The sequence below is a fragment of the Xanthomonas sp. NCPPB 2866 genome, from assembly GCF_041475745.2.
GTDB lineage: Bacteria > Pseudomonadota > Gammaproteobacteria > Xanthomonadales > Xanthomonadaceae > Xanthomonas > Xanthomonas arboricola.
The window spans coordinates 1,064,017-1,086,570 of record NZ_CM192975.1; the positions used below are offsets into that span (position 1 = coordinate 1,064,017).

Consider the following 22,554-nt stretch of genomic DNA (forward strand, 5'->3'; position numbering starts at 1 on the left):
GCAGCCAGATTGCAAAAAACAAAACGCCCACAGCCACCAGGCTGCAGGCGTTGGTACTGCGACCCGCGGTGCTGCAATCAGCCGGCGAGCTTGTCGGTGATGGTCTTGCGCAGTGCCTGCAGATCCTTGGCGAAGGCATCGATGCCGCTGGCCAGCTTTTCGGTGGCCATCGGGTCGGCCGCCAGATCGGTGGCGAAGCTGTCGCTGTCGATCGGGGTGATCTGCGCGTTGTCGGCCTGCGCAGGCGAGAGCTTGCGCGGCAGTTCGCCATATTCGGCATCGAGCTTTTCCAGCAGCTCCGGCGAGATGGTCAACCGGTCGCAACCGGCCAGGGCTTCGATCTGCGCGGTGGAGCGGAACGAGGCGCCCATCACCACGGTGGACGAGCCGCGCTGCTTGAACTCGTTGTAGACCGTGCGCACGAACACCACGCCCGGGTCTTCGTCGATGCTGGCCGGGGTCTGCCCCTGGGCGACGTAGTAGTCCAGGATCCGGCCGACGAACGGCGAGATCAGGAACACGCCCGCTTCCGCACAGGCCAGCGCCTGCGAGCGGTTGAAGATCAGGGTCAGATTGCAGTCGATGCCTTCGCGCTGCAGCTGGCGCGCAGCCTCGATGCCTTCCCAGGTGGCCGCGATCTTGATCAGGATCTTGTCCTTGGACACGCCACGCTCGGCGTACATCGCGATGAACTTGCGCGCCTTGGCGATGGTCGCCTCGGTGTCGTGCGCCAGGTCGGCATCGACCTCGGTGGAGACGCGGCCGGGGACCAGCTCGGCCAGCCTGACGCCGACGCCGATAGTGAGGCGGTCGGCCACTTCGTTGACGGTGCTGGTGCGGTCTTCGCCGCCGTGTTCGCGGCCCCAGGCCAGTTCGCGCTCGATCAGGTCGGCATACACCGGCAGATCCAATGCCTTTTTGACCAGGGTGGGATTGGTGGTGCAGTCGACCGGCTTCAGGCGCTTGATGGCGTCGTAGTCGCCGGTGTCGGCAACGACGACGGACAGGTCACGCAACTGGGCAAGCTTGGAGGGAGCAGTCATGCGGGTTCTCTCGAATCGTGGAACGGGTCGTGGATAGGACGCAGCGCGCTACGGTAGCGCGCCTGGCGTGTGAAGTCAGGCGCCGGCCAGGGCATGCTGATCGTGCACGGCGCTGACACGCAGACGCAGGTCGCGCCCGTCGGGCGTACGCCAGTCGATGCTCTGACCGACCGACAGGCCGAGCAGCGCACTGCCGACCGGCGCCAGCACCGAGATGCGGCCGTGCTGCACATCGGCCTCGTGCGGATACACAAGGGTGAGCGTATGTCGTTCGCCATGCAGCTCATCTTCGCAATCGATGCGGGAGTGCATGGTGACGACATCGCCGGGAATCTGGTCGGGCGGCACGACGCGTGCACGGCCCAGTTCGTCACTCAGCGCAGTGGCGGCCGGGTGCTTGTTGAAAGCGGGGGAATCGAGCAGGGCCTCGAGCCGGGCGAGGTCATGGCTGGAAACCAGGATGGACGGCGGCAAGCCGCTGTGGTGCTGCGAAGTCATGGCAATCTCCTTGACGATGACGGCCCGCCAACATGGCAAACCTCACTGCCCAGATGAGGGCGCCGCTGCCCGATCGCAATGCATGGCGAGATGGCGCAATCCACGGCAGATGTCAGGTACGGCAGGCGCGGCACCGAGAGGAACGGGCCGTGGCCAGCGCATCAGGCAGGCAGCGCTGCAGCGCCCAGGTGCGTGCCATCTGCCATCACCCAGCGACTGACTTGAAGTGCCTCGTGGGAGTCCACCACGTGCCAATGACACCACAACCGCCATGTGCGTCCAGAGACATCGCGTCGTAACCACCCACCAAACAAAAAACGACGCTTGCGCGTCGCTTATGTCCGAGAACAGGTGAAAAAACATCCCGCCAAGCAACCGCAGACATGAAACGATCTTGCGATTCCCGATTCCCGATTCCCGATTCCCGATTCCCGATTCCCGATTCCCGATTCCCGATTCCCGATTCCCGAATCCTCAGGCCGCAACCGCCTTAGGCCCGGTCGCCGGCTGGTCCAGCGTGAACAGGCTCTCCGGCAGCTCCTTGAACAACTGCGCCAGCTGTTCCAGGAACGCGGTCATGGCCGAGCTGCGGCGCCAGGCCATGGCGATGCGGCGGCTGGGCTGCTTGTCTTCGCGGAAACGGATCAGGCGGATGTTCTCCGAGCGCGCGACCGGTGGTTTGACCGCCAGCAGTGGCAGCAAGGTCACACCGACATTGGCAGCCACCATCTGGCGCAGCGTCTCCAGGCTGGTGGCCTGGAATTCGGATTTTTCCAGCGCGCCGGCAAGATGGCAGACATCCAGCGCCTGCTCACGCAGGCAGTGGCCATCTTCCAGCAGCAAAAGCCGCTGCTCGGACAGATCGTCCAGCGTCATGCTGTCGTGGCGCGACAGCGGATGGCCTTCCGGCACGGCCAGCACGAAGGGTTCCTCGAACAGGAATTCGGCATGCAGCTGCTCATCCTGCAACGGCAGTGCGAGCAGCGCCGCATCCAGACGGCCTTCGCGCAGCTGGTGCACCAGCTGATCGCTTTTTTCCTCGATCAGCAGCAGTTCCAGGCGCGGGAACCGCTCGCGGATCCGCGGCACCACATGCGGCAACAGATACGGCGCCAGGGTGGGAAAGATGCCCAGCCGCACGGTGCCGGCTTCCGGATCCTGGCTGCGCCGCGCGGCTTCCTTCATCTGTTCCACTTCGGCCACGATGCCGCGTGCGCGCATCGCCGCTTCGCGGCCGGCCGGGGTCAGCATCACCTTGCGCGGCGCACGTTCCACCAGCGGCACGCCGAGTTCGTCTTCGAGTTTCTTGATCTGTGTGGACAGCGTCGGTTGACTGACAAAGCAGGCCGTCGCAGCACGGCCGAAATGCTTGTGGTCGGCCAGGGCGACCAGATATTTCAGGTCACGCAGATTCATGTGCAGCAGCCCTCATTGCGGTGACGGGGTACGACTGGAGCTTAGCGCCCGGGCTGGCCGGGCGCTGGCTTGAGTGCGCTTATGCTGCCTGGGCGACGTTGTCGGCGCTGACCGGTGCACTGGAGCGGATCAGGTAATCGAACGCGCTCAACGCAGCCTTGGAACCTTCGCCCATTGCGATCACGATCTGCTTGTACGGCACCGTGGTGGCGTCGCCGGCAGCGAATACGCCCGGAACATTGGTCTGGCCACGGTCGTCGACGATGATCTCGCCGCGTGGCGACAACGCCACCGAGCCCTTGAGGAATTCGGTGTTGGGCAGCAGGCCGATCTGCACGAACACGCCTTCCAGATCCACGTGCTGGATGTCGCCGCCGGTGCGGTCCTTGTAGACCAGGCCGGTGACCTTCTGGCCATCGCCCAGCACTTCGGTGGTCTGCGCGCTGGTGATGATGCGCACGTTGTGCAGGCTGCGCAGCTTGCGTTGCAGCACTTCGTCGGCGCGCAGCTTGTCGTCGAACTCCACCAGCGTGACATGCGCCACGATACCGGCCAGATCGATCGCGGCCTCGACGCCCGAATTGCCGCCGCCGATCACCGCCACGCGCTTGCCCTTGAACAGCGGGCCATCGCAATGCGGGCAATAGGCCACGCCCTTGTTCTTGTATTGCTCTTCGCCTGGCACGTTCATCTGCCTCCAGCGCGCGCCGGTGGACAGGATCACGGTCTTGCTCTGGAGCGAGGCGCCATTGGCCAGCTTGATCTCGATCAGGCCATCGGCACCGGCCGGAATCAGCTGCTCGGCGCGCTGCAGGTTCATGATGTCCACGTCGTACTGGCGCACATGCTGCTCCAGCGCGGCGGCCATCTTCGGGCCTTCGGTTTCCGGCACCGAGATGAAGTTTTCGATCGACATGGTGTCCAGTACCTGGCCACCAAAACGCTCTGCCGCCACGCCGGTGCGGATGCCCTTGCGCGCGGCGTAGACAGCTGCTGCCGAACCGGCCGGGCCACCGCCGACCACCAGCACCTCGAAGGCGTCCTTGGCGGCGATCTTGGCGGCGTCGCGCTTGGCCGCGTTGGTGTCGAGCTTGGCGACGATCTGCTCCAGCGTCATGCGGCCCTGGTCGAACAGCTCGCCGTTCAAGTAGACGGTGGGCACCGACATGATCTGGCGGGTTTCGACCTCGTCCTGGAACCACGCACCGTCGATGGCCACGTGCTTGATGCGCGGGTTGAGCACGGCGGCAAGATTCAGCGCCTGCACCACGTCCGGGCAGTTCTGGCACGACAGCGAGAAATAGGTTTCGAACTGGTAGTCGCCATCCAGGTGCTGCACCTGCTCGATCAGCTCGGCGGCGGCCTTGGACGGGTGACCGCCCACCTGCAGCAGCGCCAGCACCAGCGAGGTGAACTCGTGGCCCATCGGCAGGCCGGCAAAGCGCAGCGAGATGTCCTGGCCCGGCGTGGTCAGCGCGAACGAGGGCTTGCGCTGGTTGTCATCGCGGTGGATATCCAGGCTGATCTTGTCCGACAGCAGCACCAGATCCTCGAGCAGGTCGAGCATTTCGCGCGAGCCGGCGCTTTCGTCGATCGAGGCATTGATCTGGATCGGACGGGTAACCCGTTCCAGGTAGGCGGTCAGCTGGGTCTTGAGGTTGGCATCCAACATGGAGAACTCCTGGGAATGGGCAAGGGGAGGGCGTGGCGTCGCTGCGCTGAGGCAGATCGCCGGGGAGGAAGGGGATGAACCGCAGCCGGCGCGATGTCGGGAATGCGTGCTGGCGATGGCTGGCGGGCAGCCCGGCACCGGCTCCGGTTCACCCCCGGCCCAGTGCTGGGCCGGAGATGCTCCGGCCTCAACCACAGGCCGGAGGTGTCAGTCGGTTTAGATCTTGCCGACCAGGTCCAGCGACGGAGCCAGGGTCTTGGCGCCTTCCTTCCACTTGGCCGGGCAGACCTGGCCGGGGTTGTTGGCGACGAACTGAGCAGCGGTCAGCTTGCGCAGCGTCTCGGTGACGTCGCGGGCGATCGCGTTGTCGTGGATCTCGAGGGTCTTGATCACGCCTTCCGGGTTGATGATGAAGGTGCCGCGCAGGGCCAGGCCTTCTTCTTCGATGTGCACGCCGAACGCGCGGGTCAGCTTGTGGGTCGGATCGCCGATCAGCGGGAACTGCGCCTTGCCCACGGCCGGCGAGGTTTCGTGCCACACCTTGTGCGAGAAGTGCGTATCGGTGGTGACGATGTAGACCTCGGCGCCTGCCTTCTGGAACGCGGCATAGTTGTCGGCGGCGTCTTCCACTTCGGTCGGGCAGTTGAAGGTGAAGGCGGCCGGCATGAAGATCAGCACCGACCACTTGCCCTTCAGGCTGGCCTCGGTGACTTCGATGAAGTTGCCGTTGTGGTACGCATTCGCCTTGAACGGCTGGACCTGAGTGTTGATAAGAGACATTGAGTTTCCTCGTGCGATGAAGGGGGCGGGGGATGGAACAGTCGCCATGGTAGGCAGGATCGATAGATTTCTCAAATCGATTGATGGAATTGTATAGATAGGCTGTGGCTATCGAGTTTGCAGACGGCGTCTGCCGCTGCAGGGGCCGATTCCATCTCCGATAATGGTCAGCCGATGTTGCGCATGAGTGAATGATCCGTATGAGTGAGGACCCAGCCGGTCTTGCCGCCGAGCAGTTGCTGCGGCGTGCGGTCGAGCGGATCGAGCGCAGCGATGCCGAGCCGCTGCTGCTGCACGCGCTGGGCCGCGACCGCGCCTGGCTGATAGCGCATGGCCGCGATCCGGTCGAGCCGTCGGTCGCGCAGGCATTCGCGGCATTGGTGCAGCGGCGCCAGGCCGGTGAACCGGTGGCCTACCTGACCGGCACGCGTGGGTTCTGGACGCTGGATCTGGCGGTCTCCACCGCCACGCTGATCCCGCGCGCCGACACCGAGGTGCTGGTCGAGCTGGCACTTGAGCGACTGGACGCCCGGCCAGGCCGCCGCGTTGCCGATCTGGGTACCGGCAGCGGCGCGATCGCGCTGGCCATCGCCAGCGAGCGGCCGCAGGCACAGGTGATCGCCACCGATGCCAGCGCGGCGGCGCTGGCGGTTGCCCGGCGCAATGCCGGCAGCCACCGCTTGCGCAATGTCGAATGCCGGCAGGGCAACTGGTTTGCGCCGCTGGCCGGCGAGCGCTTCGACCTGATCGCCAGCAACCCGCCGTATATCGCCGCGCAGGATCCGCATCTGGGCGAAGGCGACCTGCGCTACGAGCCGGCCAGTGCGCTGGCTTCCGGCCCCGATGGCCTGGACGACATCCGCCTGATCGTCGCCGATGCGCCTGCGCATCTGCTGCCGGGCGGCTGGCTGCTGCTCGAACACGGCCGGGACCAGGGCGCGGCTGTGGCCGGACTGCTGCAGGCGCGTGGGTTCGACGCGGTGGCCACGCATCAGGACCTGGAGCAGCGTGACCGGGTGACGTCGGGGCGCTGGTCGCCCGCTGTGGGCTAGCGCAGCCACGGAGCGGTCGCCAGGTCGGGGCGTTTGGCGCTCAGAGCTGAAATAGGACATGCCGATTCCGGGCACCTACCGCGCCCGTCCGGCGCTGCATGCAGGAGGCTTGCTCCGTCGCTTCACGCCTTCACGCCTTCGCGCTTCGCCGTGCGCCCGCCCTGGCTCGATCGCATGGGGCGCCCGCGTGTGCAGACCGGGTGCCGATACACTAGCGGTTTCCCGCAGGACCGACGCATGCGCACGCTCTATCCCGAGATCACGCCGTACGACCACGGCACCCTCCAGGTCGACGACCGCCACACGCTGTATTTCGAACAGTGCGGCAATCCGCAGGGCAAGCCGGTGGTGATGCTGCACGGCGGCCCCGGCGGCGGTTGCAACGACAAGATGCGGCGCTTCCATGACCCGGCCAAATACCGCATCGTGCTGTTCGACCAGCGCGGCGCAGGCCGTTCCACCCCGCATGCCGATCTGGTGAACAACACCACCTGGGACCTGGTCGCCGACATCGAGCGCCTGCGCGAACACCTGGGCATCGCACGCTGGCAGGTGTTCGGTGGCAGCTGGGGCTCGACCCTGGCGCTGGCCTATGCGCAGACCCATCCGCAGCAGGTCACCGAGCTGGTGCTGCGCGGCATCTTCCTGCTGCGCCGTTTCGAGCTGGAATGGTTCTATCAGCAGGGCGCCAGCCGGCTGTTCCCGGATGCCTGGGAGCATTACGTCAACGCGATTCCAATGGTGGAGCGCGCCGATCTGATCTCCGCCTTCCATCGCCGCCTGACCAGCGACGACGAAGCCACGCGTCTGGCCGCGGCCAAGGCGTGGAGCGTGTGGGAAGGTGCCACCAGCTTCCTGCATGTGGACGCCGACTTCGTCACCGGACACGAGGACGCGCACTTCGCCCTGGCGTTCGCGCGCATCGAGAACCACTACTTCGTCAACGGCGGTTTCTTCGAGGTCGAAGACCAGCTGCTGCGTGACGCGCACCGCATCGCCGACATCCCTGGCGTTATCGTGCAGGGGCGTTACGACGTGGTGTGCCCGATGCAAAGCGCCTGGGACCTGCACAAGGTCTGGCCGAAGGCGCAGCTGCAGGTCAGCCCGGCATCGGGGCATTCGGCCTTCGAGCCGGAAAATGTCGATGCGCTGGTGCGCGCCACCGACGGGTTCGCCTGAGCGCAACCGCGAGCGTGCACGGGAAGCTGCAGCAGCGCTCGCGCGCCAGCGGTAGGAGCGCACCCGGGCGCGACGTAGGGTAACGGGACGGCCTGTCGCGCCCGGGTGCGCTCCTACGAGGCAACCGTCGTCACCGAGGCTGCGGATCAGCGCGGCCGCCGCATGCTCCGTAGGAGCGCGCTTGCGCGCGATGAGGCATTACCGATAACGCCCCATCGCGCGCAAGCGCGCTCCTACGGTGACTGCTGGTTTCAGTTCGGCAGCAGCGCCTGCGCCAGCGGCGGCAGGATGCGTGCCAGGCGTTGTGCCCACGCCTGTTGCCCAGCGGCATCGGCGATCAAATCCTGGCGCAGTTCCAGCTCCACATGCAGCAGTCCGCGGCCTTCGCCGTAGACCGGAATCGCATAGTCGCTGGTGTCGCTGACCGCGTAGGGCTGGTTGTCGCCAACCACCAGATCCGGCTCGTCGCGCAAGGCCTGCAGCAGGCGGTGCGCCAGCCGCGTGTCGCGGTTGTACAGCACGCCGGCATGCCAGGGCCGCGCATTGCCGGCCATGATCGGCGTGAAGCTGTGCATCGACACCAGCACGGTGGGTTGCCCGCGCTGTGCGCGTGCATCCAGTTCCGCCGCAATGCGCGCGTGGTATGGCGCAAAGATCGCATCGATGCGCTGCTGCCGATCGTCGGCCGACAGCTGCAGGTTGCCCGGAACCGAGGTGCCGTCGCTGACCTCGGGCATCAGCGTGGCCGAACCATGCGGGCGATTGCAGTCGATCACCAGGCGCGAATAGGTCTGCGCGATGGCGACCGCATCCAGCGCATCGGCCAGCAGGCGGGTGACCTCGGCAATGCCGATATCCCAGCCGATATGGCGGTCCAGTTCCTGCTGCGGCAGGCCCAGATTGGCCAGCCGCGCCGGCACGCGCTGACCGGCGTGGTCGGCGATCAGCAGCCACGGCGAGGCGGCCTGCGGGTTGTGCACGCTGAACGGTGCGGGATCGTCGGCGCCGAGCAGGCGGGCAGCGGTCGCTTCAGCCACGCGGGGTGCCGTCCAGTGCGTGATCGACCAGATACAGCCCGGCCCACAGCTTGGGATCCATCTGATAGCCCTCGGCCATCTTCTGCACCAGCCAGGCGCCGACCTGCGCGCGCGGGATCTCGTGCACGGTGATGTCTTCGCTGGCATCGCCGCCGCCGGCGCCGACCTTGCGCAGCCCAGTGGCGCGCACGAAGGCGATCTTCTCGCTGCTGGCGCCGGCAGAGGTCGGGCCGATCATCAGCACTTCGGCGTGCTCGGCGGTCCAGCCGGTTTCTTCTTCCAGTTCGCGAATGGCCGACAGCTCGATCGACTCGTCGGCATGCACGTCGCCGACCAGGCCGGCCGGCATTTCGATGGTGCGGGCCTGCAGCGGCACGCGGAACTGTTCGACGAACAACATTGCATCATCCGGGGTCACCGCCACGATGATCGCGGCCAGGCCGCCGGCGTGCACGCGTTCGGAATATTCCCAGGTGCCGCGCACGACCATGCGCTGGTACTTGCCTTCGTAGACCACGGTGGGCAGGGTGTCGTGTCGGTTCATGGATGCAGGCCTTTTTCCAGGGAAACGGGAGTGCGCGGTGCCGGCGCGCCGCCGCAGGCGGCCAGCAACCGGCGCCGGGTGAGCGGGCCGAAGCGCAGGCTCTCGCACAAGCCGCCCAGCATGTCGGTATCGGCTGGCGCGCGCGTGAAACCGGCATCGGTCAGCGCCAGCGGCGCGTCAAGTGCGATGGTGGTGAGCTGACGCCACAGCAGCGCGTGCTCGCGTTGCTCGCGCAGGCGCGCGGCCATCTGCGCCGCGCCGCGCAGGCGCAGGAACGGGATCTCGTCGATACGCTCCAGCAAGGCATCCAGGCTGCCGAAATGCGCCAGCAGGACCGCCGCCGATTTGGCGCCGATGCCGGTGACGCCGGGAATGTTGTCGATCGCATCGCCGCACAGCGCCAGGTAGTCGGCGATCTGATGGGCGTGCACGCCGTGGCGCGCCTTGACCCCGTCCATGCCCCAACGCAGGTTGCGCGCGTAATCCCACTGCTCGTCGTGCTCGAGCAGCAGCTGCGACAGATCCTTGTCGGCCGACACGATCACCCCGCGCAGGCCGTGCGCACGCACGCTGTGCAAGGCGCTGCCGATCAGGTCGTCGGCCTCGTAATCGCGGTGCGCCAGCACGCTCAGGCCCAATGCCGCGCACAGCGCCTTGCAATGCGCGAACTGACGCCGCAACGCATCCGGTGCCGGAGTGCGATTGCCCTTGTAGGCCGGGTAGAGCGCATGCCGAAAACAGCTGTCCAGCGCCTCGTCGAAGGCGATGGTGATGTGCTGCGGATCCTCGCGTTCGAGCAGGTCGAGCAGGAAGCGCGCAAAGCCGTGCACGGCATTGGTCGGCCAGCCTTGCGCATCCTGGAATTCGTCCGGGATCGAATGCCAGGCGCGGAACACGTACAGGCTGGCATCGACCAGATACAGCGGGGTCGGTCGGCTGATCGACGGCGGCGCGCCTGCAAGCATGGGGGTGTGCGTGGTCACGGGGTCCAGTCGCGCAGCAGCGCACGCGGGTCCGGGCGTTCGCGCTCTGGCACCTGCAGGCGCGGGGTGCCGATATGGATGAAACCGGCGATGCGCTCGTTCTGCTCCAGGCCCAGATAGCCGGTCACCGCCGGGTCGTAGGCCATCCATGCGGTCAGCCACTGCGCACCGAAGCCATGCGCCTGCGCGGCCTGCAGCAGCGCAAAACACACGCAGCCGGCGGTGAGCAGCTGTTCCTGCTCGGGCACCTTGTGCCCGGGGCGCAGCGCGGCGATCACCACGATCACCAGCGGCGCATCGTTGAAACGGTTGCGGTCTTTTTCGACCGCGGCGGGCGGCGCCAGCGGGTCGGCGGCCAGGCTGCGCTCGGCCAGGAAATCGCCCAGTGCCTGGCGGGCATCGCCGCTGATGCGCAAGAAACGGAACGGCACCAGCTTGCCGTGGTCGGGCACGCGCACTGCCGAGGTGAGCATGCGCAGCAGGGTGTCTTCATCCGGGCCGGGTTCGCCCAGCTGTTTGGAGGGGACCGAGCGGCGCGCGTCCAGCGCCTGGAGCGAATACGGTGCGTGCATAATTCCGGGTCGAGGCGAGGATGCGGGCAATTATAGACGGGCCCTTCCCAACGCCCGCCGCATCATGGGCGGCGGGCCGATGCCGGCCCGGTCGTGACATCCCTTCCATGTTCGTCCTGTGCGCCGCCCGATGACCCAGTTCGTATCCACCCCCGTGCTCCCCAGCCGCAATTCGCAGCTGCTCGACCAGGTACGCGAGATCGTGCTGGTGCCGCTGGCCGATGCGTTTGTCCAATTCCAGGACACATTGGCCGAGGCACTGTTCCAGCTGGCGGCCGACGCCGGCCCGGCCCAGAACGACTTCCTGGAGGCAATCCAGGCGGTGCGGCAGCAGCGCGAGCCGATCACCGCGCGTTTCCGCGGGCATCTGGCCAAGGCCTGGCAGGGGCTGGAATCCGGGCGGCCGTTGTCGGCCGATCGCAGCCTGGGACGCGGTGCGGCCGGGCTGACCCTGCTGCCCGAGCAGGACCTGGAGGTGCGCCTGGCGGTGCGCAACCTGGCCGGCGCGCTGCAGCACCAGTGGCGCACGGAGCTGATGCGGCTCAATCGCTATCTCGGCTTCATTGCCGGCGGGCTGCGTATCGATGGCGACAGCAATCCGTTCGGGCCGGAGCATCTGGGCGTGGCCCTGTACGAGGCCTTTCAGGGGGTGACGCTGGCGCCCAAGGCGCATCTGGCGGTGATCAAGGTCTGCGAGCAGCACCTGATGGAACGCGTCGGCCAGCGCTACGGCGCGCTGGAACAGGCGCTGGCGCAGGTGGCGCGCTTGCGCGAGTTGCCGCAGCCGCGCAGCCGGCGGCGCGGCATTCCGCGCCAGGACGAAGGCGCCGGCGAGCAGGCCGCCGAGACGCCGGACTGGATCGCACGCTTCTTCGCCGACTGGTCGGGCGGGCAGGGCGCGTTGGCCGGCGTCGAGGCGATCGACGTGCATCTGCGCAGCGGCCGCGAGCTGTTGCCGGCCGGCCTGCACCATTTGCTGCAGCATGCACGCCGCCAACGCGAACCCGATGGCGACACACCCGCACCTGCCGGGCAGCGCCTGCTGTCGCCGCGCGAGGTGGTGTCGGCGCTGTCGCTGCTGCAGACCATGCCTGCGGCCGGCTTCGATGCCATCGACGGCACCGATTCGGGCCTGGCATGTGGCCTGCGGCAGCAGGTCGGGCGCGCCGCCGCCGCGCTTGGGGTGGATCCGGCCACCACCTGCCTCAACCCCGACGACGAGGACGCGCTGGATCTGGTGGCCTTGTTGTTCGCCGCGATCCTGGTGCAGAGCCATCTGTCGGATGCGCAGCGCAGCCTGCTCGGCCAGTTGCTGGTGCCGTTGGCCAAGCTGGCGATGCTGGACGGCCACCTGTTCGTGCGCGACGGCCATCCCGCACGCCGCCTGCTCAACCTGTTGGTCGACGCCTGCGATGGCAATGCCGGCGAAACCGCGGCAGAGCAGGCCTTGCTCGGCCAGGTGCAGGCGGTGATCGACACGGTGGTGCGCGATTTCGACGAGCATCCGGGGCTGTTTTTGACGCTGGAAGCCGAGTTCGGCGCCAGTTACGAACAGTATCGGCGCCGGGTGGAAATCGCCGAGCGCCGCGCCAGCGAATTGCAGCGCGCCGAAGAACGCCGCGAAGCCGCACGCAGCACGGCCGCGCAGGCGCTGTCAGAGCGCCTGGCGCGCGGGCCGCTGCCGCCGCTGGTCGAGCATTTCCTTGGCCGCGTCTGGCAGCCGTATGTGCAACAGGTGGCGTTGCGTGGCGACGGCACCGGCCCGGCCTTGGACGCGGCCGTGGCCCTGGGCGATGCGGTGTTGGCGCAACTGGGTGCTGCGCCTGGCGGCACCGCGCTGGAGCCGCAGCGTGCGCAGCTGCTGCAGGCTTTCGCGCTGGCCGGCCTGGCGCAACGCGACGCCGAGCTGGCCCTGCAGGAACTGCAGCGCGCGCTGCTGTCCACGCCATCGGTGCCGGCTGCGGGAGCGCCGGATCCCGCCCTGTTTGCGCCGACCTTGAGCGCGCTGCGCCCCAGCCCCGGTCCGGCCGAGCCGGTCGGCGAGCCGCTGACGCCGATGCTGGATGCCACCGCGCAGGTGGAATTCGATCGTGTCACCGCCGATTTCTTCCGCGGCATGGCGCTCGGCACCTGCCTGGAGTTCGTCGACCGGCACGGCCGTGTGCAGGCCGGCAGGTTGTCCTGGATCAGCCCGATTTCCGGGCGGCTGATGTTCGTCAACCGGCGCGGCGGGCGGCTGTGCGTGTCCTCGCCGGAGGAACTGGCGATGATGGTGTGGCTGGACCGCCTGCGTCTGCATCGCGACGAGGACGCGTTCTACAGCGCGATGCAGGATGTCGTCGATGCGCTGGACCGGCCGCACATGCTGAAGGCTTAACCCCCGCAGGCGGTTAATACGCGCTGGCAAGCGCCACCGCAGCGATGCACGCTAGGATGTCCGACTGACACGCAAACCCTGGGCGGTCACGACTAAAGTGCGAATTGCGTCACACTTAACAAACGAGCGAAACGCCTACCATGCGGTGGCGGAATTTGGGGCCGCGTCTGTTTTCTTTCGTTTGAATATTTTCACGCCTGCAGGGGCGGGGAGCCTTTGCGCATGACTTTTCAGCCCAGTCCGTCGGGACATCCGGGCCGTGACCAACGCTTGCTCGAACAGGCGCACGCCGTGTTCGTGCCCGCACTCGCGCAGGTTTTTGCCGCTGCAGTCGCACACTTTGATGATGTGCTGTTCGATCGCGCCGAATCCGCGGGCACATCGCAGTTGTTGTTTCTCGACGGCATGCGCGAGTTGCGCCGCAAGCGCGACGAAGTGGCCACGCGGTTCCGCCAGCAGCTGGACGACGGCTGGCAGGCGTTGTTGCTGGGCGAGCCGCTGTCGGCCGAGGTGGTCCTGGCAGGCGACATCGGCACCGGCCCGCTGAGTCTGGTGCCCGAACACGTGCTCGAATCGCGGTTGGCGGTGCGCAACCTGGCCACGGTGCTGCTGCGCGACTTCAAGCAGGTGCTGGCGCGGGTGGACCGCCGCCTGGGCTGGATCGCCGGCGGCCTGGAACTGGTGGCCGACACCAACCCGCTCGGTCCGGAGCATCTGGGCGTGGCGATCCACGAAGCCTTCGCCACCTGCGACCTGGCGCCGGAAGTGCGCCTGGTACTGATCAAGCTGTGCGAGCGCGACCTGGCCGAGCCGATCGGCAAGCTGTATGCGCGCCTGGACGAGACGCTGGCCAAGGCTGGCGTCATGCCGGAAATTTCCCAGCCCAAGCGCCCGCCGCCGCGCGTGCAGCCACGCGGCGACACGCCCGAGGAGCGCGCCCAGGCCGAGGCCCAGGGCGCGGCTGCCGACATCGGCGGCGACGACCAGAGCGACCAGTACGCACCGGCCTGGGCCAACCGCTTCCTGGACCGCTGGGCGCACAGCCGCGGCCGCATGCAGGCCGCCGCCCAGCGTGGCCAGGCCGGTGGCGGCGCTGCCGGCGGCATGGATGGCGGTGAGGCCGATCACCCTGGCGGCAGCCAGGGCATGTTGCTGGAAGCGTTGCACGAACTGCTGCAGCAGACCCGCAGCGTGCGCGACAACACCGCCTCTGCCGCATCGGTGGCGGTAGGCCAGCAACGCCCGCTGAGCCAGCGCGAGATGATGTCGGTGCTGTCGCTGCTGCAGGCCACGCCGAGCGCGACGCTGCAGGCAGCCATCGGCGACGACACCGAGTCGCTGGCGCAGCGGCTGAAGAACGAAGTGCTGTCCAGCGCCACGCGGCTGGGCGTGGACCCGGCGACCGCGCGCCTGGACCCGATGGACGAGGATGCGATCGACCTGGTCGGCATGCTGTTCGACGTGATGCTGGACGAGCGCGATCTGGAAAACCGCTCGCGCGAAATGATCGGCCGGCTGGTGGTGCCCTTCGTCAAGGTTGCGCTGCTGGATCGCAAGATGTTCGTGCAGAAGACCCATCCCGCGCGGCGCCTGCTCAATTCGCTGGCCGAGGCCTGCGAAGGCAACACCGGCGACAGCGCTGCCGAGCGTGTGCTGATGGGCAAGGTCGAGGAAATCGTCGACCGCCTGGTGGCCGAATTCAACGAGAACCTGGCGATCTTCCTGACCCTGGAAGAGGAATTCCGCGATTTCCTGTCGCAGCACCGGCGCCGGGTGGAAATTGCCGAGCGGCGCGCCACCGAAACCCAGCGCGGCCAGGAAAAGCTCGAGCTGGCACGCAGCCGCGCGCTGTCGGAGCTAGAACAGCGCACGCAGGCCGGCACGCCGCTGCCCAGGGCCGTGGAGGATTTCCTGCGTCAGCCGTGGCTGCACCATCTGACCATGGCGATCCTGCGCGACGGTGAGGAAGGTCCGGGCACCGTCGAGGCACTGGCCCTGGCCGATGGCGTGCTGGAAGAACTGGCCGAGGCACGTCGCCACATCGTCGGCAAGCCGTGGCTGCAGGTCTGGCAGCCGGCCCTGCATCGCGTATTTGCCAGCGTCGGCCTGCATGGCGACGCGGTGGTGGTGGCGATCACCGCATTGCACGACACCTTGCAGGCCATCGCCGAAGCGCGCCCGGAGCTGGAAAAGGCCTTGCCGGAGCTGCCGCAGGTCAACCTGCCGCCGCCGGCTGCCGAAAGCGTCAGCGTGGTGCTGGGGGCCGAGGCGGTGGCGCAGAGCATCGACAGCGCCGATGCCGAGCGTTTCCGTGCGATGGATATCGGCACCTGGCTGGATTTCGTCGACAAGGACGGCAAGGTGCAGGCGGGCAAGCTGTCGTGGGTGAGCCCGATCTCGCAGCGGCTGCTGTTCGTCAATCGCCGCGGCGTACGCTTCTGCGTCGCCTCGCCGGAGGAGCTGGCGGTGATGGTGCGCCTGGGCAGGCTGCGCGAGCACATCAACGACGGCGCCTTCGACAGCGCCATGCAGGGCGTCATCGACCGCCTGGATCCGTTGCACAACAGCACCGTGCACTAGCGGGTACCGCGCGATGCGCTTGCCGCATCGCGGTACGCTCAGGCCCGCGCCGGGCCGATAAAGTCCAGCGCCGCTTCGATGACCGAGGCATGGTCGACCATGCGGTTGTGTCCCAGGCCTTCGGTGGTCAGCAATTGCGCTTGCGGCCACAGCGCCGCAAAACGCGCGCCTTCGTCCCAGGGTGTCTCGCGGTCGCGGCGGTCATGGATGATCAGGGCCGGGCGCTGGAAACGCGGCAGATGCGGGGACGCATCGAAATCGGCAAAGCGTTTGCCGGTGATCGCATGCAGCAGGTTCTCGAACGGAACGAAGGTCTTGGCCGCGATGCCAAAGGCGCGGAACTGGCGGCGTGCGGTCTCGGCCGGGGCCAGCAATGGCGCGATCAGCACGTAGCGCGCCGGCTGCCAAGCCGCTTCATCGGCGAACACGACCGATGCCGAACCCAGCGAATGACCGATGAAGGCCGCCGGCCGGCCGAAGCGCCGCCCGATCCGGCGCAGCACCTCGACAAAGTGCGGCATGTAGCTGATGCGCCCACCGCTCAATCCGTGCCCGGCCTGGTCGAAGGCCACCACCGCATAGCCCAGCGCCTGCAGCCGTGGCACCCAGGCGGCAAAGCGCAGGCCATAGCTGGACCAGCCGTGGGAGAGCAGCACATACGGTTGCTGCGCCGGGTCGCCCCAGACATACACCGCGATGTCGATGCCATCGATGGACAGGCTGTCGCGGCCCACGTCGGACAGCGTGGCCAGGGTGGATGCGGCGTGCCGGCGTGATGCTGCATCCGGCGTCACGAAGCGGCGCGCCAGCAGGCGGCCGGTCGGCCCGGGAGCCAGGCGGCTGGCCGACCCGAACAGCGTGCGGGTCAGGCGCATGCGCCAGCGGGAGAATGCCTTGGCCATGAAAAAACTCGCTGGGGAGGGGCTGCATCCGGCGCCGATCTTGACGCTGGCAAGATGCGGGGCGAGTCTGCACCGCCAATCTTGTCAGCGTCAAGATTCCCTGCTCCAATGACATCCCGATTTGCGAAGCCGCCATGTCCCACGCGCCCAGGTCAGCGACGTATCACCACGGCGATCTGCCCGCCGCCCTGCGCCGCGCGGCCTGGGAGATCGTCGGCGAATCGGGTCCGCGCGGGCTGAGCCTGCGCGAGTGCGCCCGCCGTGCGGGCGTTTCGCATGCCGCACCGGCACATCACTTCGGCTCGCTGGAAGGCCTGGTGGTGGAACTGGTCGCAGACGGGTACGAACGCATGGTCGAGTGGATCGTGCAGGCCCAGCGCGAGGTCGACCCACTGCTGGGCGGCGGCCTGGGCTATATCCGGTTCGCCATCGCCTACCCGCAGCAGTTTCGCCTGATGCAGAGCCTGGAGCCGCAGCGACGCAGCCTGCCGCGCCTGCTGGCGGCCACCGATGCGGCAATGGCCTGCCTGCGCGATGCCCTGCATGCGGCCTGGCTGGCCCGGCACGGCAGTGCGCCGGATGCGCACCTGCTGCATCAACGGGTGCTGCTGGCCTGGAGCGCGGCACATGGTTATGCGTGTCTGGCCATCGACCACCGCACCGAAGCGGTGGCGCTGGCGCCGCCCGAGCAGTTGCTCGCCCCGATGCTGCCGGCCTTGCTGACGCCCTGAGCGTGGCTGCCGCGCTCTGCTAGCATCGCCGCGACGACAGGCGCGCGAGCGGAGCAAGCCATGGCTGTGCAGGTGCTGGTGCTGAAAGAACGCGCGGCAGGCGAGCGCCGCGTCGCCGCCACGCCGGAAACGGTCAGGAAACTGGTCGCGCTCGGCGCCAGCGTGTGGATCGAGCCAGGCGCCGGCTGTGCCAGTAGCATGGCCGACGCCGCGTATCTGCAGGCCGGGGCGCAGCTCGCCACGGCAGACACGCTGGCGCAGGCCGAAGTGCTGCTGAGCGTGCAGGCACCGCCCACCGAACTGCTGCAGCAATGCAGGCCCCACGCCGTGCTGATCGGCATGCTGGCGCCGGACGCCGACCCGGCACGTGCGCAGGCGATTGCCAACGCTGCGCTGGTTGCGTTTCCGCTGGAGCGCCTGCCGCGCACCACACGTGCCCAATCGATGGATGTCTTGAGTTCGCAGGCCGGTATGGCCGGCTACAAGGCCGTGCTGATCGCCGCGCAGCTGGCGCCGCGCTTCTTTCCGATGCTGACCACCGCCGCCGGCACCATGCGCCCGTGCAAGGTGTTGGTGACCGGTGCGGGCGTGGCCGGGCTGCAGGCGATCGCCACTGCCAAACGGTTGGGCGCGCAGGTCGAAGGCTTCGACGTACGCCCGGAAACGCGCGAGCAGATCGCCTCGCTGGGTGCGCGCTTCCTGGATTTGGGCGTGAGCGCGGCCGGCGAGGGCGGTTATGCGCGCCAGCTCACCGACGACGAACGCGCCGAACAGCAACGCCGGCTGGCCGAACACCTCAAGAGCGTGGACGTGGTGGTCTGCACCGCCGCCGTGCCCGGCCGGCCGGCGCCGAAGATCCTGAGCATGGAGATGCTGCACGGCATGCGCGCCGGCAGCGTGATCGTCGATCTGGCCGCGGAAACCGGCGGCAATTGCGCCGCCACCCGGCCCGGCGACACCTATGAGCGCAACGGCGTGGTGATCGCCGGCCCGCTCAACCTGGCCAGCCAGGGCGCGGTGCACGCCAGCGAGATGTTCGCGCGTAATGTCTATGCGTTCGCCGCATTGCTGATCAAGGATGGCGCGCTGTCGTTCGACTGGGACGACGAACTGCTGGCCAAGACACGCTGGTCGGCGCCAGCGACTGCGTAGCCCTGCCGAGCCCATGCGCCTTGCGCGTTGGCGGGTAGGAGCGCGCTGGCGCGCGATGGCGTTTTATCGGTAACGCTCCGTCGCGCGATGGCGCTTATCTGTAATGCTCCATCGCGCGCCAGCGCGCTCCTAAGGTGGCCGCGCGTGACTGGGATGCACCGGTGCGCTGACGGGTTGCGCTTGCCGCTGCAGCGCTGCGTCAATCGTCGGTGGGCGGATGCTCGCGCAACCAGGTGCTGCGTTCGGCCGGGCTCATCTTTTGCCAGCGTTGCTGCAGCTCATTGCGTTGTTGCTGGTTGAGCGTGCGCATGCGTTCGAACAAGGCCTTGGCCTCGCGGCGTTGCTCCGGGCTCATGTTGCGGAAGCGGTCCATGCCGGCCTTGGCCTGTTTGCGCTGCTCCGGGGTCATGTCCAGCCAGCGGCGCGCGTGGCGGTACATGCGCGGGCGCTCTTCCGGCACATCGTTCCAGCGTTCGCGCAGCGCATCGATCAGCACCTGCCGCTGCTGCTGGGTGAGCTTGTCCCACTCGGGCATCGGCGTGTCTGCCTCGCGCGGTCCGGGTCCTCGCGGGCCGGGGCCATCCGGCGGTGGCGGTCCCGGCGGTCCGGGGGAATGGGCCTGAGCCAGCAGGGACGCGCAGGGCGCGGCGCACAGCAGCAGGGTCAACAACAGGCGGGTGGTGCGGGTCATCGTGGTTATTCCATGGCCAGGGCGGTATTGGACCCCAGCCAGACGTACAGGTCCGGGTTCTGGGTCAGCATGTCGTCGGTATCGGTGGTGGTGCCGGCGACCACCTGGGTCGGGGCGCGGTCCGGCGAGGCGCGCTCGCCTGGACGCAACTGCAGGCCGATGCCGACCGCCAGCAGGCCGGAACACGCGGTCGCCAGCAACCAGTAGCCGCGCCGGGCGCGCGTGGGAGCGGCCGCATGACGGGCCTGGCGCAGGCGCGCCAGGGTCTGCGGCGGCAGGCTGGTCAGTGCGGAGGCATGCAGCTGGCGCAGGTGCGCATCCAGCTGGGCCGGGTCGTGGGAGCGGTTCACAGGAAATCCTCGAACTGTTTTTGCAACGCGTCGCGCGCACGCGACAGGTGGGTTTTGACCGAGCCTTCCGAGCAGCCCATCGCCTTGGCGGTGGTGGCCACGTCCAGGTCTTCCAGCACGCGCAGCGTGAACGCTTCGCGCTGGCGCGCCGGCAGGTTGCGCAAGGCCTCGACCAGCCGTTGGTAGGCCTGTTGATGCTGTTGTTCGTCCACCGGGCCGGTGCCGGGGTCGGCCCAGTCGATGGTGCCTTCGTCGTCGGCGCGCTCGGCCGGCGCCCAGAACTTCAGGCGGAAGCTGCGCCTGCGCTGCAGGTCGATGATGCGGCTGCGCAGGATGCTCCAGAACAGCGGCGTCCATTCGGTGGCCGGGCGCTCGCGGTAGCCGAGTAGCTTCACCATGGCGTCCTGCACGGCGTCCAGCGCATCTTCGCGGTGACGCAGGCCGGCCTCGGCAAAGCGGAACGCACGCGGGCCGATGCCGGCCAGGAAGGCGTCCAGCGAAGCCGGCACGGTGGCGGCCGGTGCGGCAGGTTGCGGATCGAAAGGGGTTCCCACCAGCACAGCGTAGCTTCCGCGGAGACGATACGACGTCAACGAGCGAGTGCCGATTCGGTTGACACGCGCCCGGGCGCGCACGGCGTGGGTATGATCGGCGGGCCGCACCGGCCAGTGGAGCGAACGACGATGAGCGACGGATTCGTAGCGCTGTACATCTTCATGCTGGCGGCCATCGCCGGCCACGTGATCATCTCGCGGGTGCCGGTGATCCTGCATACCCCGCTGATGTCCGGCTCCAACTTCATCCACGGCATCGTGCTGATCGGTGCGATGGTGGTGCTGGGGCATGCCGATACCACGCTGGAAAAGGCGCTGGGATTTGTCGCAGTGATGCTGGGTGCGGGCAATGCGGCCGGTGGTTACGTGGTGACCGAGCGGATGCTGGATATGTTCAAGTCCAGCAAGAAGCCGTCGGGCGGGGACGCGCCATGAACGTCTCCACTGCCGAGCTGCTGGCATGGCTGGTGAAGTCCAGCTATCTGGTCGCGGCGACCTTGTTCCTGCTCGGGCTGCAGCGCATGGCGTCGCCGCTGACCGCGCGCAGCGGCATCCGCTGGGCCGGGCTGGGCATGCTGATCGCCACGGTGGCGACATTCTTCCTGCCCGAGCTGCATAACGTGCCGCTGATCCTGGCCGCGCTGGCGATCGGAACCGGGGTGGCGTGGTGGTCGGCCAGGAAGGTCGCCATCACCGACATGCCGCAGATGGTGGCCTTGTACAACGGCATGGGCGGCGGCTCGGCGGCGGCGATCGGGGCGGTGGAGTTGCTGCGCTTTGCCTTCTTCGCCAACCGCGACACCACCCACTGGAGCGCCCAGGCGATCGCCGAACTGGCGGCGCGGCGGCCGGACACCACCACGGTGGTGCTGGCGGTGGTGGGCTCGGGGATCGGCGCAGTGTCGCTGTCCGGGTCGATCGTGGCCTGGGCCAAGCTGGATGGCCGGCTCGACCGTCGGGTGACCTTTGCGGGCCAGCAGGCCTTCAATCTGCTGGTGGCACTGGCGGTGCTGGTGCTCGGCATCTGGGCGGCCAGCAGCCTGCAGCCGCTGGCGATCATCGCCTTCTTCGTGGTGGCGCTGGCGCTGGGTGTGTTGATGACGCTGCCGATCGGCGGTGCCGACATGCCGGTGGTGATCTCGCTGTACAACGCATTCACCGGCCTGGCGGTGGCTTTCGAAGGCTATGTGCTGGGCAACGAGGCGCTGATCATCGCCGGCATGACGGTCGGCGCGGCGGGCATCCTGCTGACGCGCCTGATGGCCAAGGCGATGAACCGGCCGATCAGCGGCGTGCTGTTTTCCAACTTCGGCGGCGGCGGGCAGGCACAGGAGATCGCCGGGGCGCAGAAGCCGATCGAGGCCGGCGACGTGGCGGCGATGATGGCGTTCGCCGAGCGGGTGGTGATCGTGCCCGGCTACGGCATGGCGGTGGCACAGGCGCAGCACAAGATCTGGGAGCTGGCGCAGCGGCTGATCGCGCGCGGGGTCAAGGTGAAGTTCGCAATCCACCCGGTCGCCGGGCGCATGCCCGGGCACATGAACGTGCTGCTGGCCGAAGCCGGCGTGCCCTACGACCTGATCGCCGACATGGACGACATCAACCCCGAGTTCGCCAGCACCGACGTGTCGCTGGTGATCGGCGCCAACGACGTGGTCAACCCGGTGGCCAGGACCGATCCGGCCAGCCCGATCTACGGCATGCCGATCCTGGACGTGGTCAATTCGAAGAACACGGTAGTGATCAAGCGCGGCAAGGGCACCGGCTTTGCCGGCATCGAGAATGCGCTGTTCTACGCCGACAACACCCGCATGCTGTACGGCGATGGCGCGGAAGCGGCCGGCGCGCTGGTCAGCGAGCTGAAGGCGCTGGACGGGGGCGGGCACTGAGGCGTCGTGCGGCTGACTTGGCGGATGAATTTGCGAAGCCACTTGGTCGAGGGGGCGGTGTTCTCGCTGCCAGTTCCTTGCAGCTGAGCCGCAGATCGGCTGCTTCACGAACGCTCTATCCGCACCATCCGGCCAGTCTTATCAGCCAGCCCGAAACAAGCCACCGAGCTTTTGAGTCACAGCAGTGCTTAGTGACAGTCAAACGCTCGGCTCTTCGAGTGCGCGGTGCCCTCACCGCTTGCGGGACACGCCGTGAATCCGTCCGTGGAGGCTCCTTGGCGGCATCCATGCCGCCAAGGGTCCCGCAACCGGCAAGGACACCGCACCAGGAAGTTGGTCGGTGGTCGAATGAAAAGCTGCCTGTTGCGATTGCAAGTCTTGCGTTGGGACGCTGAAACGTTTGCAGGTTGCTTTGTTGAGCCGCTGCCGTTACCCGGTTTGCGCTGGAAAGCCGATCGAACGCACGGTGATCCGAACAACACACACCATGCTTTGCTTGCAACCAAACCACCGACCATCTCGACAGGTCCTTGCCGGCCCATCGTCGCGGGA

The 22,554-nt window shown here is 67.7% G+C and carries 21 protein-coding genes; 8 read left to right on the forward strand and 13 right to left on the reverse strand.

Annotated features, from left to right (window positions below; translation table 11 throughout):
• Window positions 1-77: 77 nt before the first annotated feature.
• The 5 genes from tal to ahpC all read right to left on the reverse strand — a co-directional run bounded on the left by tal (window position 78) and on the right by ahpC (window position 5,409).
• Window positions 78-1,043, reverse strand: coding sequence for a transaldolase (tal, locus tag ACCQ04_RS04505; RefSeq protein WP_054591347.1), 966 nt, complete (start codon window positions 1,041-1,043; stop codon window positions 78-80).
• Window positions 1,044-1,118: 75 nt separating this feature from the next.
• On the reverse strand, window positions 1,119-1,541 hold the full coding sequence (gene rnk / locus ACCQ04_RS04510; RefSeq protein WP_016900728.1) for a nucleoside diphosphate kinase regulator: 423 nt from the start codon (window positions 1,539-1,541) through the stop codon (window positions 1,119-1,121).
• Window positions 1,542-2,015: 474 nt separating this feature from the next.
• Entirely contained in the window at window positions 2,016-2,957 is a 942-nt protein-coding gene (locus ACCQ04_RS04515; RefSeq protein WP_024940621.1) for a LysR substrate-binding domain-containing protein, read from the reverse strand.
• Between the two features lie 79 nt (window positions 2,958-3,036).
• Window positions 3,037-4,629 (reverse strand): alkyl hydroperoxide reductase subunit F, encoded by a 1,593-nt coding sequence (gene ahpF / locus ACCQ04_RS04520; protein ID WP_226426770.1) that lies wholly within the window; start codon window positions 4,627-4,629, stop codon window positions 3,037-3,039.
• 216 nt (window positions 4,630-4,845) lie between these two features.
• Window positions 4,846-5,409: an alkyl hydroperoxide reductase subunit C gene (gene ahpC, locus ACCQ04_RS04525; protein WP_039523700.1), complete on the reverse strand. Its 564-nt coding sequence runs from the start codon at window positions 5,407-5,409 to the stop codon at window positions 4,846-4,848.
• Between the two features lie 200 nt (window positions 5,410-5,609).
• Between ahpC and prmC the strand changes: the two genes are divergently transcribed.
• A complete protein-coding gene (gene prmC / locus ACCQ04_RS04530; RefSeq protein ID WP_104541574.1) occupies window positions 5,610-6,461 on the forward strand; it encodes a peptide chain release factor N(5)-glutamine methyltransferase in 852 nt (283 codons plus the stop codon).
• 237 nt (window positions 6,462-6,698) lie between these two features.
• The gene (pip, locus tag ACCQ04_RS04535) at window positions 6,699-7,640 is read left to right on the forward strand and encodes a prolyl aminopeptidase (RefSeq protein ID WP_226426769.1); all 942 of its coding nucleotides are present in this window, start codon (window positions 6,699-6,701) and stop codon (window positions 7,638-7,640) included.
• A gap of 251 nt (window positions 7,641-7,891) precedes the next feature.
• On the opposite strand, the gene ACCQ04_RS04540 is transcribed toward pip, so the two are convergent.
• The 4 genes from ACCQ04_RS04540 to ACCQ04_RS04555 are packed head-to-tail and all read right to left on the reverse strand — an operon-like array spanning window position 7,892 to window position 10,776.
• A complete protein-coding gene (locus tag ACCQ04_RS04540) occupies window positions 7,892-8,677 on the reverse strand; it encodes an N-formylglutamate amidohydrolase (protein WP_226426768.1) in 786 nt (261 codons plus the stop codon).
• Entirely contained in the window at window positions 8,670-9,221 is a 552-nt protein-coding gene (locus tag ACCQ04_RS04545; RefSeq protein WP_226426767.1) for an NUDIX hydrolase, read from the reverse strand. Before ACCQ04_RS04545 ends, ACCQ04_RS04540 begins: the two co-directional genes overlap by 8 nt.
• Window positions 9,218-10,186 (reverse strand): 5'-3' exonuclease, encoded by a 969-nt coding sequence (locus ACCQ04_RS04550; protein WP_255618533.1) that lies wholly within the window; start codon window positions 10,184-10,186, stop codon window positions 9,218-9,220. The genes ACCQ04_RS04545 and ACCQ04_RS04550 overlap by 4 nt, the downstream gene beginning before the upstream one ends.
• Before the next feature lie 14 nt (window positions 10,187-10,200).
• Entirely contained in the window at window positions 10,201-10,776 is a 576-nt protein-coding gene (locus tag ACCQ04_RS04555) for a nitroreductase family protein (RefSeq protein WP_039523709.1), read from the reverse strand.
• Window positions 10,777-10,906: 130 nt separating this feature from the next.
• On the opposite strand from ACCQ04_RS04555, the gene ACCQ04_RS04560 reads away from it, so the two are divergent.
• Together ACCQ04_RS04560 and pacR are read left to right on the forward strand one after the other, a co-directional pair.
• Window positions 10,907-13,153, forward strand: a complete 2,247-nt coding sequence (locus ACCQ04_RS04560; RefSeq protein WP_226426765.1) for a DUF1631 domain-containing protein — start codon at window positions 10,907-10,909, stop codon at window positions 13,151-13,153.
• A 222-nt stretch (window positions 13,154-13,375) separates the two neighbouring features.
• Window positions 13,376-15,733: a PacR family protein gene (gene pacR / locus ACCQ04_RS04565; RefSeq protein ID WP_054591339.1), complete on the forward strand. Its 2,358-nt coding sequence runs from the start codon at window positions 13,376-13,378 to the stop codon at window positions 15,731-15,733.
• Between the two features lie 38 nt (window positions 15,734-15,771).
• On the opposite strand, the gene ACCQ04_RS04570 is transcribed toward pacR, so the two are convergent.
• The gene (locus ACCQ04_RS04570; RefSeq protein ID WP_104577249.1) at window positions 15,772-16,635 is read right to left on the reverse strand and encodes an alpha/beta hydrolase; all 864 of its coding nucleotides are present in this window, start codon (window positions 16,633-16,635) and stop codon (window positions 15,772-15,774) included.
• Window positions 16,636-16,769: 134 nt separating this feature from the next.
• On the opposite strand from ACCQ04_RS04570, the gene ACCQ04_RS04575 reads away from it, so the two are divergent.
• Both ACCQ04_RS04575 and ACCQ04_RS04580 read left to right on the forward strand, forming a co-directional pair.
• Window positions 16,770-17,366, forward strand: coding sequence for a TetR/AcrR family transcriptional regulator (locus ACCQ04_RS04575; protein WP_184516292.1), 597 nt, complete (start codon window positions 16,770-16,772; stop codon window positions 17,364-17,366).
• A gap of 60 nt (window positions 17,367-17,426) precedes the next feature.
• Window positions 17,427-18,518 (forward strand): NAD(P) transhydrogenase subunit alpha, encoded by a 1,092-nt coding sequence (locus ACCQ04_RS04580; RefSeq protein ID WP_226426764.1) that lies wholly within the window; start codon window positions 17,427-17,429, stop codon window positions 18,516-18,518.
• 199 nt (window positions 18,519-18,717) lie between these two features.
• Here the strand turns inward: ACCQ04_RS04580 and ACCQ04_RS04585 are convergent, their stop codons facing one another.
• From ACCQ04_RS04585 to ACCQ04_RS04595, 3 genes are read right to left on the reverse strand one after another with little or no spacing between them, the layout of a single operon-like run.
• A complete protein-coding gene (locus tag ACCQ04_RS04585) occupies window positions 18,718-19,209 on the reverse strand; it encodes a DUF3106 domain-containing protein (protein ID WP_039810786.1) in 492 nt (163 codons plus the stop codon).
• 5 nt (window positions 19,210-19,214) lie between these two features.
• Complete coding sequence (locus ACCQ04_RS04590) at window positions 19,215-19,559, reverse strand: hypothetical protein (RefSeq protein ID WP_226426763.1); 345 nt, start codon at window positions 19,557-19,559, stop codon at window positions 19,215-19,217.
• Complete coding sequence (locus ACCQ04_RS04595) at window positions 19,556-20,119, reverse strand: RNA polymerase sigma factor (protein WP_039530524.1); 564 nt, start codon at window positions 20,117-20,119, stop codon at window positions 19,556-19,558. Before ACCQ04_RS04595 ends, ACCQ04_RS04590 begins: the two co-directional genes overlap by 4 nt.
• Window positions 20,120-20,242: 123 nt before the next feature.
• Here ACCQ04_RS04595 and ACCQ04_RS04600 point away from each other — a divergent pair, with 123 nt between their 5' ends.
• Both ACCQ04_RS04600 and ACCQ04_RS04605 read left to right on the forward strand, forming a co-directional pair.
• Window positions 20,243-20,548, forward strand: coding sequence for an NAD(P) transhydrogenase subunit alpha part 2 (locus ACCQ04_RS04600; protein ID WP_046346232.1), 306 nt, complete (start codon window positions 20,243-20,245; stop codon window positions 20,546-20,548).
• Window positions 20,545-22,002: an NAD(P)(+) transhydrogenase (Re/Si-specific) subunit beta gene (locus tag ACCQ04_RS04605; RefSeq protein WP_226426762.1), complete on the forward strand. Its 1,458-nt coding sequence runs from the start codon at window positions 20,545-20,547 to the stop codon at window positions 22,000-22,002. Before ACCQ04_RS04600 ends, ACCQ04_RS04605 begins: the two co-directional genes overlap by 4 nt.
• Window positions 22,003-22,554 lie beyond the last annotated feature (552 nt).